Origin of the sequence: Streptomyces sp. NPDC006711, from assembly GCF_042869775.1 — a bacterium.
Classification (GTDB): Bacteria; Actinomycetota; Actinomycetes; order Streptomycetales; family Streptomycetaceae; genus Streptomyces.
In genome coordinates this window covers 54,607-70,528 of the sequence record NZ_JBIAGO010000028.1, presented here as the reverse complement: position 1 = coordinate 70,528, position 15,922 = coordinate 54,607, and the positions used below count along the sequence as shown (strand labels likewise).

General features: G+C 68.5%; 5 protein-coding genes. 4 read left to right on the top strand and 1 reads right to left on the bottom strand.

From position 1 onward, the window contains the following. Together ACFYM2_RS32990 and ACFYM2_RS32985 are read left to right on the top strand one after the other, a co-directional pair. Positions 1-2,831: amino acid adenylation domain-containing protein (locus ACFYM2_RS32990; RefSeq protein WP_388841306.1), on the top strand; the 2,831-nt coding region annotated here is incomplete at its 5' end. 5 nt (positions 2,832-2,836) lie between these two features. Then, entirely contained in the window at positions 2,837-10,687 is a 7,851-nt protein-coding gene (locus ACFYM2_RS32985; protein ID WP_388841312.1) for an amino acid adenylation domain-containing protein, read from the top strand. Positions 10,688-10,887: 200 nt separating this feature from the next. Here the strand turns inward: ACFYM2_RS32985 and ACFYM2_RS32980 are convergent, their stop codons facing one another. Beyond that, positions 10,888-11,244 (bottom strand): hypothetical protein, encoded by a 357-nt coding sequence (locus tag ACFYM2_RS32980; protein ID WP_359002906.1) that lies wholly within the window; start codon positions 11,242-11,244, stop codon positions 10,888-10,890. 623 nt (positions 11,245-11,867) lie between these two features. On the opposite strand from ACFYM2_RS32980, the gene ACFYM2_RS32975 reads away from it, so the two are divergent. Beyond that, positions 11,868-13,346 carry a sigma-70 family RNA polymerase sigma factor gene (locus ACFYM2_RS32975; RefSeq protein WP_388841303.1) on the top strand — a complete coding sequence of 493 codons (1,479 nt, stop codon included), beginning with the start codon at positions 11,868-11,870 and terminating at the stop codon, positions 13,344-13,346. A gap of 180 nt (positions 13,347-13,526) precedes the next feature. Then, positions 13,527-15,905, top strand: coding sequence for a non-reducing end alpha-L-arabinofuranosidase family hydrolase (locus tag ACFYM2_RS32970; RefSeq protein ID WP_388841300.1), 2,379 nt, complete (start codon positions 13,527-13,529; stop codon positions 15,903-15,905). Positions 15,906-15,922 lie beyond the last annotated feature (17 nt).

Genomic DNA, 15,922 nt, shown 5'->3' with positions numbered 1-15,922 from the left:
CCAGCGACGGATGGTCCATGACACCGCTGGCCCGGGACCTCTCCGCCGCCTACCGCACCCGCACCCAGGCCACCACCCCACCCCCGCACCACGATTCCCGGCCACAGCACAACCCGCCGCCCCCGCAGGAACCTCTGGCCGTGCAGTACGCCGACTACACCCTGTGGCAGACCGCCGTCCTGGGCGACCCCCACGACCCGGACAGCGTCCTGGCCCGCCAGCGCGCCTACTGGACCACGCAGCTCACCGGCGCCCCCCAAGTCCTCGACCTCCCCCTCGACCGCCCCCGCCCCGCCATCGCCCGCCACCACGGCGCCACCACCCCCCTCAGCCTCAGCCCCGCCCTGCACCACCAACTCCGCACCCTGGCCCGCGACCACGACGTCACCCTCTTCATGGTCCTGCACGCCGCGACCGCCGTCCTGCTCCGCCACCTCGGCGCCGGAAACGACCTGCCCATCGCCACCGTCCAGGCCGGACGCACCGACGAAGCACTCGAACCCCTCATCGGCTTCTTCGTCAACACCCTCATCCTGCGCACCGACCTCACCGGCGACCCCACCTTCGGAGAACTCCTCGCCCGCGTCCGCGAAACCGACCTCGCCGCCTACGCCCACCAAGACCTCCCCCTCGACCACGTCATCGAAGCCCTCAACCCCCACCGCACCCTCTCCCACACCCCCTTCACCCAAATCGCACTCACCCTCCAAAGCTACGAACCGATCGCTCTGGACTTCCCCGGCCTCCAGGTCACGATGCCGACGGTCACCGACGAGAGCGCGAAGTTCGAACTGACCTTCAACCTCACGGAGTTGAGTGCGGGCGGCGTCGCGGGCTCGCTGGTCTACGCGACGGACGTCTTCGACCGGGACACCGCGCGGCGTATCGCCGATGGGCTGGTGCATGTGCTCGAAACGGTGCTGCGACAGCCGGACAGCCCGGTGGGACGCCTGCGCCTGACTCCGGACGAGGGCCTGAGCCCCGCGCCGCGGCCCGTGACGCCGCGACGGGGCCCCTCGCAGGCCCGGACGGTGCCCGAGGTCTTCCGGGCCCGGGTCGCGGACACGCCGCATGCCCCGGCGCTGCGTTCCGGCGATCAGTTCGTGACGTACCAGGAGCTCGACGTACGGGCGAACCGGCTCGCGCACCGGCTGATCGCCGCCGGAGTGGGCTCTGAGAGCCGGGTGGCGCTGCTCCTGGACCGCGGCGTCGACGCGGTGGTGGCGATGCTCGCCACCCTCAAGGCGGGCGCCGCCTACGTACCGCTGGACCCTCGCCAGCCCGCTGCCCGCACCACGGAGATCCTGCGGGAGAGCGCGGCCCGGGTCGCACTGACGGACGGTGTCCGGCCTGACGCCCTGGGAGAGGATTGCCTCTCAGCCCTCTCCGGCTCGGGCCTCTCGGTCCTCTCCGATCCGGCCGCGCTCCAGGCGATGGGGGATCCGGCGGAGGACGCCGAACCGGTGGTGAACTCCGGCGGCGAAGGGCTGGCCTGCGTGATGTTCACCTCCGGTTCCACCGGAATGCCCAAGGGTGTCGCGATCACACACCGCGGCCTCGTCGCACTGGCCGCGGACACGGCCTTCGACACCGGGGCCCACGACCGGGTGCTGCACCACTCGCCCTTGGCCTTCGACGCCTCCGCATACGAGATCTGGGTCCCTCTGCTGCGTGGCGGCCAGGTCGTGATAGCTCCGCCGGGTCAGCTCGACCTGGTGGTGCTGGGTGAGTTGCTGAACGACGCGGAGGTCACCGCGGCTTTCTTCACCACCGCCCTGTTCAATCTGCTGGCCGACGACCCGGGCGCTCCCCTGGCACCGCTGCGGGAGGTGTGGACAGGCGGTGAGTCCGCCTCCCCCACCGCGATGCGCATGGTCACCGAGAAGTACCCCGACATCGTCGTCACCCATGCCTACGGACCCACCGAAGGGACCACCTTCGCGACCTTCAGCCGTCTGCCCACGCCCTACACGCACCAGGGGCGGCCCCCGATAGGCGTCCCCATGGACCACACCGGTGTGTATGTGCTGGATCGGGGTTTGGTTCCGGTTCCGGTGGGTGTGGTGGGTGAGTTGTATCTGGCGGGTGTGGGGTTGGCGCGTGGGTATGTGGGGCGTGCTGGGTTGACGGCGGAGCGGTTTGTGGCGGATCCGTTCGGGTCGGGTGGGGGGCGGTTGTATCGGACGGGTGATCTGGTGCGGTGGCGTGGGGATGGGCAGTTGGAGTTCGTGGGGCGGGTGGATGGTCAGGTGAAGGTCCGGGGGTTCCGGATCGAGTTGGGGGAGGTCGAGTCGGTTCTTGGGTCGTTGGCGGGGGTGGGTCAGGTCACGGTGGTGGTCCGTGAGGATGTTCCGGGGGACAGGCGGCTGGTGGCTTATGTGGTGCCGGAGGGTTCTGGCTGGGATCCGGCGGGGCTGCGTGCGGGGGTGGCTGCCCGGCTGCCGGATTACATGGTGCCGTCCCATTTCGTGGCCCTGGACACTGTGCCGTTGACACCGAACGGGAAGATCGACCACAAGGCACTCCCCGCCCCGGCCACCGATCCCCAGGCGCCCCACGCTGCCCCTTCGACGCCTCAAGAGGCCGCTCTGTGCGAGCTGTTCGCGCAGCTACTCGGGGCCGACCGGGTCGGCATCGACGACGACTTCTTCGACCTCGGCGGTCACTCCCTTCTGGCGACGCGTCTGATCAGCCGCATTCGTTCCTCTCTGGGGCTGGAAGTCACTCTGCGCACCCTCTTTCAGAACCCCACCGTGCACGCCCTTGCACCCACGCTCGAAACCGCCGAAAAGGCGCGGCCGCTCATCCGCCCCTTGCGAAAGGTCACGTGAACAACATGATTCCGCTTTCCTACGCGCAGAGCCGACTGTGGTTCCTTCACCGACTCGAAGGGCCCAGTGCGACGTACAACGTGCCGTTGGTCTGCCACTTGGAGGGGTCGTTGGATGTGCCTGCGCTGAGGTTGGCGTGGGGTGACGTGGTGGGCCGGCACGAGAGTCTGCGGACGGTGTTTCCCGAGGTCGAAGGGGTTCCGTGGCAGCGGATACTGGGAGCGGACGAGGGGGTTTCGCCGTTCGAAGAGGTGGAGGTCGCGGAGGGGGAGCTGGACTCGGCACTGAGGGCCGCGGCGCGGCACGCGTTCGCGCTGGGCACCGAACTCCCTGTACGGGTCACGCTGTTCAGGAGCGGGGCTGACCGGCACGCGTTGTTGGTGCTGATGCATCACATCGTGGCGGACGGATGGTCTCTTTCCCCGCTGTTGCGGGATCTGTCTGATGCCTATCGCTCCCGGACGGCGGGTTCCGCCCCCGACTGGGATGAACTGCCGGTGCAGTACGCGGACTACGCGGTATGGCAGCGGGAGTTGCTGGAGGGCACCGGCGAGCCGGGGGATCCGGCGGGACTGGCTGAACGGCAACTCGCCTTCTGGGCTGAACAGTTGCACGGAATGCCGGAGCTCCTGGATCTGCCTCTTGACCGGGTTCGTCCGGCGGTGGCGAGTCATGTGGGTGGGCGTGTCGAGTTCCGGGTGGATGCTGGGTTGCATGGTGAGTTGATGGGTTTGGCACGGGGTGCCGGGGCGACGTTGTTCATGGTGTTGCAGGCGGGTTTGGCGGCGTTGTTGACGCGGCTTGGTGCGGGTACGGATGTGCCGGTCGGAACGGTGGTGGCGGGTCGTTCGGACGAGGTGCTGGATGATTTGGTGGGCTTCTTCGTCAATACGTTGGTGTTGCGGACGGACACGTCGGGGGATCCGGGTTTTCTGGAGTTGGTGGAGCGGGTCCGGGAGACGGATCTGGCGGCTTTCGCTCATCAGGATGTGCCGTTCGAGCAGCTGGTGGAATCGGTCAACCCGACCCGGTCGCTGGCACACCATCCCCTCTTCCAGGTCCTGCTGGTGCTGCAGAACAGCCCCGAGAGTGACTTCGTTCTCCCGGGCGGCCGGGCTACGGCCGAGAATATGAGTTCCGGGGCGGCCAAGTTCGATTTGGCGTTGAGTTTGCGGGAGTGTGGTGGGGTTGGTGGTTTGCCGGGTGGGTTGGTGGGTGAGTTGTCGTTCGCGGTGGATCTTTTCGAGCGTTCGACGGTGGAGGGTCTGGCGGCGCGGTTCGTGCGGTTGTTGCGTGGGGCGGTGGCGTCTCCGGGGGTTCCGGTGAGCCGGTTGGAGTTGCTTTCCGGTGCGGAGCGGGCGCAGGTGGAGGAGTGGAGTGGTGGGTCGGCGTGGGTGGAGGCGGTGTCGTTCCCGGTGTTGTTCGAGCGGCAGGTGGGGCGGTCTCCTGGTGCGGTGGCGGTGGTTTGTGGTGGGGTGGAGATCAGTTATGCGGAGTTGAATGCGCGGGCGAACCGGCTGGCGCGGTATTTGGTGTGGTTGGGGGTGGGGCCGGAGCGGGTGGTGGCGGTGGCGTTGCCTCGGTCGGTGGATTTGGTGGTGGCGTTGTTGGCGGTGATGAAGGCGGGTGGTGTGTATCTGCCGGTGAGTCTGGATCAGCCGGCGGCGCGTGTGGAGTATGTGCTGGGTGATGCGGGTCCGGTCTGTCTGGTGAGCCGGTCGGATGTGGCGGCGGGGTTTTCTTCGGCTGTGTCCTCTCGGGTGCTGCTGGATTCTCCGGGATTTGGTGAGGAGTTGTGCCGGTTCTCGGATGGGGATCTCAGTGATGGTGAGCGGATTTCTTCGCTGGGTCTGGGTGGTGCGGCGTATGTGATTTATACGTCGGGTTCGTCGGGGTTGCCGAAGGGGGTGGTGGTGTCTCATTCGGGTATTGCGAACCTTGCTGCGGGTGCGGTGGAGCGGCTGGGGATTGTTTCGGAGAGCAGGGTGTTGCAGTTCGCGTCCCCCGGTTTCGACGCGGCGCTGTGGGATGTCTTTTTGACGTTTTCGGCCGGGGCGCGGCTGGTGGTTGTGGAGCAGGAGCGGCTGTTGCCGGGGGAGCCTCTGGCGGATCTGCTCACGGCTTTCGGGGTGACGCATGTGACGTTGCCTCCTGCGGCGCTGGCGGTTTTGCCGGTGGAGGGGGTGCCGTCGGGGTTGACGTTGGTGGTGGCTGGTGAGGCGTGTCCGCCGGGGGTGGCCGAGCGTTGGTCGGCGGGGCGGCTGATGGTGAACGCGTATGGGCCTACGGAGGCGACGGTGTGCGCGACGATGAGTGCGCCGTTGTCGGGGGCGGGGGTGGCGCCGATCGGTTCGGCGTTGCCCAACACGCGTGTGTATGTGCTGGATCGGGGTTTGGTTCCGGTTCCGGTGGGTGTGGTGGGTGAGTTGTATCTGGCGGGTGTGGGGTTGGCGCGTGGGTATGTGGGGCGTGCTGGGTTGACGGCGGAGCGGTTTGTGGCGGATCCGTTCGGGTCGGGTGGGGGGCGGTTGTATCGGACGGGTGATCTGGTGCGGTGGCGTGGGGATGGGCAGTTGGAGTTCGTGGGGCGGGTGGATGGTCAGGTGAAGGTCCGGGGGTTCCGGATCGAGTTGGGGGAGGTGGAGTCGGTTCTTGGGTCGTTGGCGGGGGTGGGTCAGGTCACGGTGGTGGTCCGTGAGGATGTTCCGGGGGACAGGCGGCTGGTGGCTTATGTGGTGCCGGAGGGTTCCGGTTGGGATCCGGCGGGGCTGCGTGCGGGGGTGGCTGCCCGGCTGCCGGACTACATGGTGCCGTCCCATTTCGTGGCCCTGGACACTGTGCCGTTGACACCGAACGGGAAGATCGACCACAAGGCACTCCCCGCCCCGGCCACCGATCCCCAGGCGCCCGGTGGGAAGCGGCTCCCGCGCACCCCGCAGGAGGAAGTGCTCTGCGCTCTCTTCGCCCAGACCCTCGGACTCGACCACGTCGGCCCCGACGACACCTTCTTCGACATCGGCGGTCACTCACTTCTGGTCGCTCGTCTCATCAGCCGGATCCGCACCGCGTTCGGAGTGGAACTACCGATCCGTGCGGTGTTCGAGAACCCCACGGTCGCGGAGCTCTCGACTGCGGTCCAGCAAGCGGAACGGGCACGTCACGCCCCCTCCCGTAGGGTGCGCCCGGACATCGTTCCCCTTTCGTACGCGCAGCAGCGGTTGTGGGTGCTGGGTGAGGTGGAGGGTCCGAGCGCGACGTACAACGTGCCGTTGGTCTGCCACTTGGAGGGAGCGTTGGATGTGCCTGCGCTGAGGTTGGCGTGGGGTGACGTGGTGGGCCGGCACGAGAGTCTGCGGACGGTGTTTCCCGCGGTGGGCGGGGTGCCTCGGCAGGTGGTGCGGCCGGCGGCCGAGGGGGTTTCGCCGTTCGATGTGGTGGAGGTCGCCTCCGAGGACCTGGACGAGGCGTTGCGTGCGGCGGCGCGCCACGCGTTCGTGCTGGGTGCCGAGGTCCCGGTGCGGGTGACGTTGTTCCGTGTGGATGCGGACCGGCACGCGTTGTTGGTGCTGATGCATCACGTGGTGACGGACGGGTGGTCGACAGGGCCGTTGCTGGCGGATCTGTGGCGGGCGTACGGGGCGAGGTCGGACGGTTCGGGTCCGGACTGGGACGAACTGCCGTTGCAGTACGCGGACTTCGCCCTGTGGCAGCGGGAGGTCCTGGGCTCCGAGGAGGACCCGGACAGCGTGCTGTCGCGGCAGACGGCGTACTGGCGAGAGCGTCTGGCGCTGCTGCCGGAGCTTCTGGATCTGCCTCTTGACCGGGTTCGTCCGGCGGTGGCGAGTCATGTGGGTGGGCGTGTCGAGTTCCGGGTGGATGCTGGGTTGCATGGTGAGTTGATGGGTTTGGCGCGGGGTGCCGGGGCGACGTTGTTCATGGTGTTGCAGGCGGGTTTGGCGGCGTTGTTGACGCGGCTTGGTGCGGGTACGGATGTGCCGGTCGGAACGGTGGTGGCGGGTCGTTCGGACGAGGTGCTGGATGATTTGGTGGGCTTCTTCGTCAATACGTTGGTGTTGCGGACGGACACGTCGGGGGATCCGGGTTTTCTGGAGTTGGTGGAGCGGGTCCGGGAGACGGATCTGGCGGCTTTCGCTCATCAGGACGTGCCGTTCGAGCAGCTGGTGGAATCGGTCAACCCGACCCGGTCGCTGGCACACCACCCCCTCTTCCAGGTCGCGTTGACCTTGCAGAGCGAGGTGACCGACGACGTCGTGCTGCCGAACCTGACCGCGAGCCTTGGAGGTGTCGACCTCGGGGCGGCCAAGTTCGATTTGGCGTTCAGTCTGCGGGAGTGTCGTGGGGTTGGTGGTTTGCCGGGTGGGTTGGTGGGTGAGTTGTCGTTCGCGGTGGATCTTTTCGAGCGTTCGACGGTGGAGGGTCTGGCGGCGCGGTTCGTGCGGTTGTTGCGTGGGGCGGTGGCGTCTCCGGGGGTTCCGGTGAGCCGGTTGGAGTTGCTTTCCGGTGCGGAGCGGGCGCAGGTGGAGGAGTGGAGTGGTGGGTCGGCGTGGGTGGAGGCGGCGCCGTTCCCGGTGTTGTTCGAGCGGCAGGTGGGGCGGACTCCTGGTGCTGTGGCGGTGGTTTGTGGTGGGGTGGAGGTGAGTTATGCGGAGTTGAATGCGCGGGCGAACCGGCTGGCGCGGTATTTGGTGTGGTTGGGGGTGGGGCCGGAGCGGGTGGTGGCGGTGGCGTTGCCTCGGTCGGTGGAGTTGGTGGTGGCGTTGTTGGCGGTGATGAAGGCGGGTGGTGTGTATCTGCCGGTGAGTCTGGATCAGCCGGCGGCGCGTGTGGAGTATGTGCTGGGTGATGCGGGTCCGGTCTGTCTGGTGAGCCGGTCGGAGGTGGCGGCGGGGTTTTCTTCGGCTGTGTCCTCTCGGGTGCTGCTGGATTCTCCGGGATTTGGTGAGGAGTTGTGCCGGTTCTCGGATGGGGATCTCAGTGATGGTGAGCGGATTTCTTCGCTGGGTCTGGGTGGTGCGGCGTATGTGATTTATACGTCGGGTTCGTCGGGGTTGCCGAAGGGGGTGGTGGTGTCTCATTCGGGTATTGCGAACCTTGCTGCTGGTGCGGTGGAGCGGCTGGGGATTGTTTCGGAGAGCAGGGTGTTGCAGTTCGCGTCCCCCGGTTTCGACGCGGCGTTGTGGGATGTGTTTTTGACGTTTTCGGCCGGGGCGCGGCTGGTGGTTGTGGAGCAGGAGCGGCTGTTGCCGGGGGAGCCTCTGGCGGATCTGCTCACCGGTTTCGGGGTGACGCATGTGACGTTGCCTCCTGCGGCGCTGGCGGTTTTGCCGGTGGAGGGGGTGCCGTCGGGGTTGACGTTGGTGGTGGCTGGTGAGGCGTGTCCGCCGGGGGTGGCCGAGCGTTGGTCGGCGGGGCGGTTGATGGTGAACGCGTATGGGCCTACGGAGGCGACGGTGTGCGCGACGATGAGTGCGCCGTTGTCGGGGGCGGGGGTGGCGCCGATCGGTTCGTCGTTGCCCAACACGCGTGTGTATGTGCTGGATCGGGGTTTGGTGCCGGTTCCGGTGGGTGTGGTGGGTGAGTTGTATCTGGCGGGTGTGGGGTTGGCGCGTGGGTATGTGGGGCGTGCTGGGTTGACGGCGGAGCGGTTTGTGGCGGATCCGTTCGGGTCGGGTGGGGGGCGGTTGTATCGGACGGGTGATCTGGTGCGGTGGCGTGGGGATGGGCAGTTGGAGTTCGTGGGGCGGGTGGATGGTCAGGTGAAGGTCCGGGGGTTCCGGATCGAGTTGGGGGAGGTGGAGTCGGTTCTTGGGTCGTTGGCGGGGGTGGGTCAGGTCACGGTGGTGGTCCGTGAGGATGTTCCGGGGGACAGGCGGCTGGTGGCCTATGTGGTGCCGGAGGGTTCCGGTTGGGATCCGGCGGGGCTGCGTGCGGGGGTGGCTGCCCGGCTGCCGGACTACATGGTGCCGTCCCACTTCGTGGCCCTGGACACTGTGCCGTTGACGCCGAACGGGAAGATCGACCACAAGGCACTCCCCGCCCCGGCCACCGATCCCCAGGCGCCCGGTGGGAAGCGGCTCCCGCGCACCCCGCAGGAGGAAGTGCTCTGCGCTCTCTTCGCCCAGACCCTCGGACTCGACCACGTCGGCCCCGACGACACCTTCTTCGAAATCGGCGGCGACAGCATTCTGGCCATCCAATTGGTGAGCCGTGCGCGCTCCGCGGGACTGGACTTCGCTCCGCGGGACGTCTTCGCGTACCAGACCCCCGCCGCTCTCGCCGCTGTCGCCCAGCCGCACTCCGAGGCGACCGGCGACGAGGAGGCCGACGACGAGGAGGCCGGCGGAGACCTGGCGGCGACTCCGATCGTTCACTGGCTCCGTGAACTGGGCGGCCCGTACCAGGGGTTCAACCAGTCCATGACGGTCCAGGTGCCGGCCGGAGCGGGAGCCAAGCGGCTCACGGCCGCGCTCCAGGCGCTCCTGGACAGACACGACGTCCTGCGCATGCGACTGGTCGCCGCGGGAGAAGGGGGCGACGCGCCGTGGCGCTTCCACGTCCCGCCCAGGGGGACGGTGACGGCTGCGTCGGTCCTGACCCGGGTCGACGTGTGCGGAGCGGGTCCGTCCGACGTCGAGCGGCTCGTGGCCGTGGAAGGCGAGGCGGCTCGCGGTCGGCTCGCGCCCGCGGCCGGTGTGATGGCGCAGTTCGTATGGTTCGACGCGGGTGCCGACCATCCCGGCATGCTGCTGCTCGTCATTCACCACCTGGCGGTCGACGGAGTTTCGTGGCGGGTGCTGCTGCCTGACCTGGCCGCTGCCTGGGAAGGTGCGGCAGGAGAAGCAGAGCCACGGCTCGCCCCGGTGCCGACGTCGTTCGGCCGTTGGACGCGGGCACTCGCCACGGCGGCCCGTGAACCGGGAAGGGTGGCGGAACTCCCGTTGTGGGCCGCCGTACTGGACACCCCCGACCCCCAGTTGGGCAAGCGGCGTTTCGACCCCGGCCGGGACCTCGCGGGCACGGCCAGGTCGCTGGAATCGCGACTGCCGGGCAGTCTTGCCGAGACCCTGCTGACCGTGGTGCCGGCGTCGTTCCACACCGGTGTGAATGATGTGCTCCTCACCGCGCTCGCGCTCACGGTGGTGCGGTGGCGGCGCCGACGGGGGATTGCCGGTACCCAGGTCCTGATCGACCTTGAGGGCCACGGCAGGGAGCACCTGGGGGAGGGCCTGGACCTGCACCGCACGGTTGGCTGGTTCACCACGCTCTTCCCGGTCAGTCTCGATCCCGGCCCGGTCGACGAGGGTCTGCCGTACCCGGTGGGGCCGGCGCTCGGCGCGTCGCTGAAGGCGGTCAAGGAACAGCTCAGGGCCCTGCCGGACGCCGGCATCGGCTACGGCATGCTGCGTCATCTCAACCCGGAGACCGTGCCCGGACTGGCGAGGCGCGAGCAGCCGCAGATCGGGTTCAACTACCTGGGGCGCTTCCCGGCCGTCCACCCCGGGGCGGGCACGGACTGGGCGGTCGTGCCGGGTGTCCGCGGGCCACTGGGCCGTGACCCGGAAATGCCGCTCAGTCACGTGCTGGAGATCAACGCGGTGACCCAGGACCTGCCGGACGGCCCGGTGCTCACCGCCACTTGGACCTGGCCGGCCGCGCTGTTCGACGAGGACGACATTCAGGAACTCGCGTCGTCCTGGGCACAGGTGCTGGGGGCCATCGCGGAGTACGCGCAGACGCCGGACGCCGGAGGTTACACGCCGTCGGATCTCGGACTGGTCGACCTGAGCCAGGAGGAAATCGACGCGCTGACAGAGCAGTTGAGGTTCAGCGACTGACGTCCATGGAGTGCTTGAGAGGCCCGGTCGGCTCTTGTCGGCCGGGCACGGGGCACCGCTCCGTGACGGCGGCCGTACAGGAGTCGCGGAAAGGGCGATCACACAGAAAAGCCTGTGACACGCACCGTGTGCGTGTCACAGGCGGACGGCCCGCTCCGCGAGAAGTCGGGTTCTTACGGAGCCGGTCCCTGTGGCCTGATTCAGACTGCCTTCACGGAGAAGTAGCCGGCGAGCGGGTACCACCCGCCCGGTCCTGCCTGCTCGCCGGGCTTCAGCACCTTGGCGGCGGCCCCGTCTCCCGTACGGCAGTCGCTGTAGTAGTAGACCTGAATCGTCTTGTTGGTGTTGTTCGTGATCCAGGCCGCGGGGTACACGTCGTCGCCCTGCTGCGGGAGGTTGATGCAGGTGCCGTCCTGGGGATTGGTGATCGTTCCCGAGCGGTGGCCGCTGTACGTGATGGTCCCGGTGGCGGCTTGGGCGGTGCCGGGCAGAGCCAGGGCGGAAAGCACCGCGGCGGCTGCCAGTGTGGTCGCCCGGTAGCAGTTCTTCTTCAGCACTTTCGTCTCCTGTTGCAATGAAACCGAATTCACTCAAAGGCCGGAGGAAGTCTCCGCAGCAGACTTTAAGGAAGACGCTTATCACTCGGATATCTCGGTTTCCTGAAGGGGTGATAAGTAGTCCAGGGGATTGATGTCACCGACCACCTCGGCCGCTTGCGGGACGAGGAAGAAATGTTCGCCGGGGAAGCTGCGGGAGGCGAACCCGCCGGCCCCACCCCCAGCCCCAGTCCCCGCCGCGGCGTCCGCCCAGGCCAGGACGTTCTCGGCGGGGTTGTCGAAGTCGTCCTCGCCGTAGTGGGCGGTGATGGCTGTGTGGAGCGGCTGGACCGTGGCCGGTGTGGCGCATGAGTCCAGCAACTGGCAGTCGCTTGGATCGGGGGCAGGGTCAGTCTGGGAGGATCCGGAAAGTCCAGGACCGTCGCCAGCGGTTCGCCCCGCAACGTACGTCGGCGTCCACGGCCTTGCCCGAGTGTGTGACGATCCTGGACCAGGCTGAGAAGGTTAATCGGCCCGCGCGTCGCGTGAGTGTCGCCCCTGGGGGGTGACGTCGTGGTCCACACGGCTAGGGTGTGGCGCCGTACTCGGCAGATCACTCACCTGAAGAGATGGGACCGGCGCTCATGGACGCGGATCATGTGCGGCTGGTCGTCGCGGCGCAGCGCGGTGACCAGCGGGCGCGCGATGAGCTCGTCTCCGCATATCTGCCGTTGCTGTACAACATCGTCGGACGGGCGCTGAGCGGCCATGCCGACGTGGATGACGTCGTTCAGGAGACGCTGCTGCGCGCGGTACGCGACCTGCCCGCGCTGCGGTCCCCGGAGAGCTTCCGGTCGTGGCTGGTGTCGATCACGCTCCGGCAGATCAACACGTACTGGCAGCGGCAGCGCGTCCTCGCCGACCGGACCACGCTCCTCGACGAGGCACTTCCGGTACCCGACGGGACCGCCCCGCTGGAGGACGCGACGATCCTGCGGCTGCGCATGTCGGACGAGCGCGGTCAGGCGGTCGAAGCAGGTCGTTGGCTCGACGCGGAACACCGGGTGCTCCTTTCGCTGTGGTGGCAGGAGTGCGCCGGGTTGCTCAGCCGCCAGGACATCGCCGACGCGACGGGGAGCAGCGTCGCCCACACCGGAGTCCGCCTGCACCGCATGCGCGAGCAACTGGACCTGACCCGGACGATCGTCGCCGCCCTGGCGGCCGAACCGCGCTGTGCGGGGCTCGATGCGACCGTCTCAGGATGGGACGGTTCGCGAACTTCCGTGTGGCGCAAGCGGATTGGCCGGCACATACGCGACTGCGCGACATGTACGGGGACGGCGGACGAGCGGGTTCCGGCCGACTTGCTCCTGGCCGACCTCGCGCCGCTGGCCGTGCCGGCGGCGCTCGTCGGGGCGCTGATCGCGAAGGGCCTGCTGTCGGGTACGTCGGTGACGGCGGCGGCCGCGAGCGCCGCGGGCACGACGGCGGGGGGCGGCGCCCTGCTCGGCAAGCTCCAGGCGGTGACCGCCCATCCGATCGCGGCCCTCGCCACGGGCGTGGTGCTCGTCACCGGGACCGCCGCGTACGTCGCCTGGCCGGAACCGGAGCACCGGGTGCCCGGTGCCGTCGCCGCGCCGACGGCCGGTACGGCCACCCCGGTCCCGTCGGCCACCCCGGCTCCGCCGGCCACGCCGTCGCCGTCGGGTCCGGCCGTGGTTCCGCTGGGCCTGCGGTCCCTCGAGTCCGTGGAGCGGCCCGACCAATTCCTCACGTACGCCGGGGACTTCGCGACACTCGGCAGTGCTGCGGCCACCTTCACCGTCAGCAAGGGGCTCGCGGACAGCCGGTGTGTCACGTTCCGGGCGGCTGACGGCCGGTACCTGCGCCACTACTATCTGCGGCTGCGTCTGAGCGCCGACGACGGCAGCCGGCTGTTCCGGGAGGACGCCACCTTCTGCCCGCGCCCCGGGACGGCCGACGGATCGGTGACTCTGTACGCGCACAACTACCCGGGCTCCGCCCTGCGGCCCCGCGACGGATCGATCCGCCTCGACGGCTCCAACGGCACGCGTACCTTCACCGGCCAGGCCTCCTTCCTCGTCCGGGCGCCGCAGACGTGAGTGCCAGGCTCCGCTGACTTCGGCACCCCGGCCCGCATTACGTTTTCTGTTGCGAGAGTCGTCACTGTGCCCGCGCGCGCATTTTTCGTTACGCCGCCCCACCTTCCCCAGCCTCCTCTTCAGGGGCGCCGCTTCACCGGTGTTCCCCGCTGATCTGTCCCCTGAAGAAAGCCACCCCCCATGACCAGACACACCGACGAACCCCGCAAGGGCCTGCACCGGCTCCGTCGGCCCCGCCGGACGCTGACGATCGCCCTGGCAGCCTCGGCGCTGGTGGCCGGTGCCGCGACCTTGCTCCCCAACTCCGCAGGGGCCGCGAGCCTGGACACCGAGGCGTCCGCGTCGGGCCGGTACTTCGGCACCGCGATAGCCGCGGGGCGGCTGGGTGACCCGACGTACACGTCGATCGCCGACCGGGAGTTCAACATGATCACCCCGGAGAACGAGATGAAGTGGGACGCGGTCGAGCCGTCCCGCGGCGACTTCCGGTTCGCGGCTGCCGACAGGATCGTCAACCGGGCCCTGGAGCACGGCCAGCGGCTGCGCGGCCACACCACGGTATGGCACTCGCAGCTGCCGGACTGGGTGAAGGCGATCAACGACCCGAGCACGCTGCGCGACGTCACGAACAACCACATCAAGACCACGATCGGCCGCTACAAGGGCAAGATCTACGCCTGGGACGTCGTCAACGAGGCATTCGAGGACGGCCCCGGCGGCGCGGTGCGCGACTCGGTGTTCAAGAGGGTGCTCGGCGGCGGCTTCATCGAGGAGGCGTTCCGCACCGCCCGCGCGGCCGACCCGGCCGCGAAGCTCTGCTACAACGACTACAACATCGAGGACTGGTCGGCCGCCAAGACCCAGGGTGTGTACCGCCTGGTCAAGGACTTCGAGGCACGCGGTGTCCCCGTCGACTGCGTCGGATTCCAGAGCCACTTCGGGGCGGGCGGCCCGCCGGCCGGCTTCAAGACGACCCTCGCCAACTTCGCGGCCCTCGGCGTCGACGTACAGATCACCGAGTTGGACATCGCCCAGGCGTCCCCCGCGCACTACGCGAGTACGGTCAACGCCTGCCTCGCGGTGAAGCGTTGCACCGGCATCACGGTGTGGGGCGTCCGCGACAGCGACTCGTGGCGCGCGGACACGAAGCCGCTGCTCTTCGACGCGGCCGGCAGGGCGAAGCCCGCGTACGACGCCGTCAAGAAGGCGTTCGGCGGCGGGTCGGGTACGACTCCGGCCGGCCCGGGCGTCGGTACCGGCCAGATCAAGGGCCTGGCCGCGGGCCGCTGCGTCGACGTTCCGGGCCCCTCGACGGCCAACGGCACTCAGGTACAGCTGAGGGACTGCGACGGGCGGTCCAGCCAGAGCTGGACGTACACCGCCGCCAAGCAGCTGAAGGTGTTCGGCGACAAGTGCCTGGACGCGAAGGGCACGACGAACGGCACCGAGGTGGTCATCTCGGACTGCGACACCGCCACGAACCAGCAGTGGAACATCAACTCCGACGGCTCGATCAGCGGAGTGCGGTCCGGTAAGTGTCTCGACGCGATCGGCGCGGGCACCTCCAACGGCACCAAGATCCAGCTGTACACCTGCGCGGGCGTCGGCAACCAGAAGTGGTCCGCCCCCTCAGGACCGGCCGGTGGTGGTGCGTGCGCGCTGCCGTCCACGTACAAGTGGAGCTCGACCGGCCCCCTCGCGCAGCCCTCGGGCGGCGGGGCCTCGCTGAAGGACTTCACCCACGTCGTGTACAACGGCAAGCACCTCGTCTACGGGTCGATGTCGACGGGCACCTCCTACGGCTCCATGGCGTTCGCCCCCTTCACCGACTGGTCGGGCATGGGGACGGCCACGCAGACAAGGATGAGCCAGAACGCGGTCGCGCCCACCCTCTTCTACTTCGCGCCGAAGAAGATCTGGGTCCTCACCTACCAGTGGGGTGGCTCGCCCTTCAGCTACCGCACCTCCGCCGATCCGGCCGACCCCAACGACTGGTCCGCGCCACGGCCCCTGTTCACCGGCAGCCTGCCCGGCTCCGGGACCGGTCCGATCGACCAGACGCTGATCGGCGACGACCAGAACATGTACCTGTTCTTCGCCGGTGACAACGGCAAGATCTACCGGGCGTCCATGCCGATCGGGAACTTCCCCGGCAACTTCGGCTCGTCGTACACGACGGTCATGAGCGACACGGTCAAGAACCTCTTCGAGGCACCACAGGTCTACAAGGTCCAGGGCCAGAACCAGTACCTGATGATCGTCGAGGCGCGCGGCACCAACGAGAACCGCTACTTCCGCTCCTTCACGGCGACCAGCTTGGACGGTACCTGGACCCCGCAGGCCGCCACCGAGTCCAACCCCTTCGCGGGCAAGGCCAACAGCGGTGCGACCTGGACCAACGACATCAGCCACGGTGATCTGATCCGCTCCAGTCCGGACCAGACCATGACCGTCGACCCGTGCAACCTCCAGCTGCTCTACCAGGGCAAGGACCCGCGTTCGGACGCCCCTTACGACGCGCTGCCGTACCGGCCGGGGGTGCTGACCCTGCGGCGCTGAGCCGTTCCCGCGAACGC

Excerpts from the sequence above, each read along its gene's own strand:
- ACFYM2_RS32985 (WP_388841312.1), top strand. The coding sequence starts at position 2,837 with ATGATTCCGCTTTCCTACGCGCAGAGCCGACTGTGGTTCCTTCACCGA.
- ACFYM2_RS32975 (WP_388841303.1), top strand. The coding sequence starts at position 11,868 with ATGGACGCGGATCATGTGCGGCTGGTCGTCGCGGCGCAGCGCGGTGAC.
- ACFYM2_RS32970 (WP_388841300.1), top strand. The coding sequence starts at position 13,527 with ATGACCAGACACACCGACGAACCCCGCAAGGGCCTGCACCGGCTCCGT.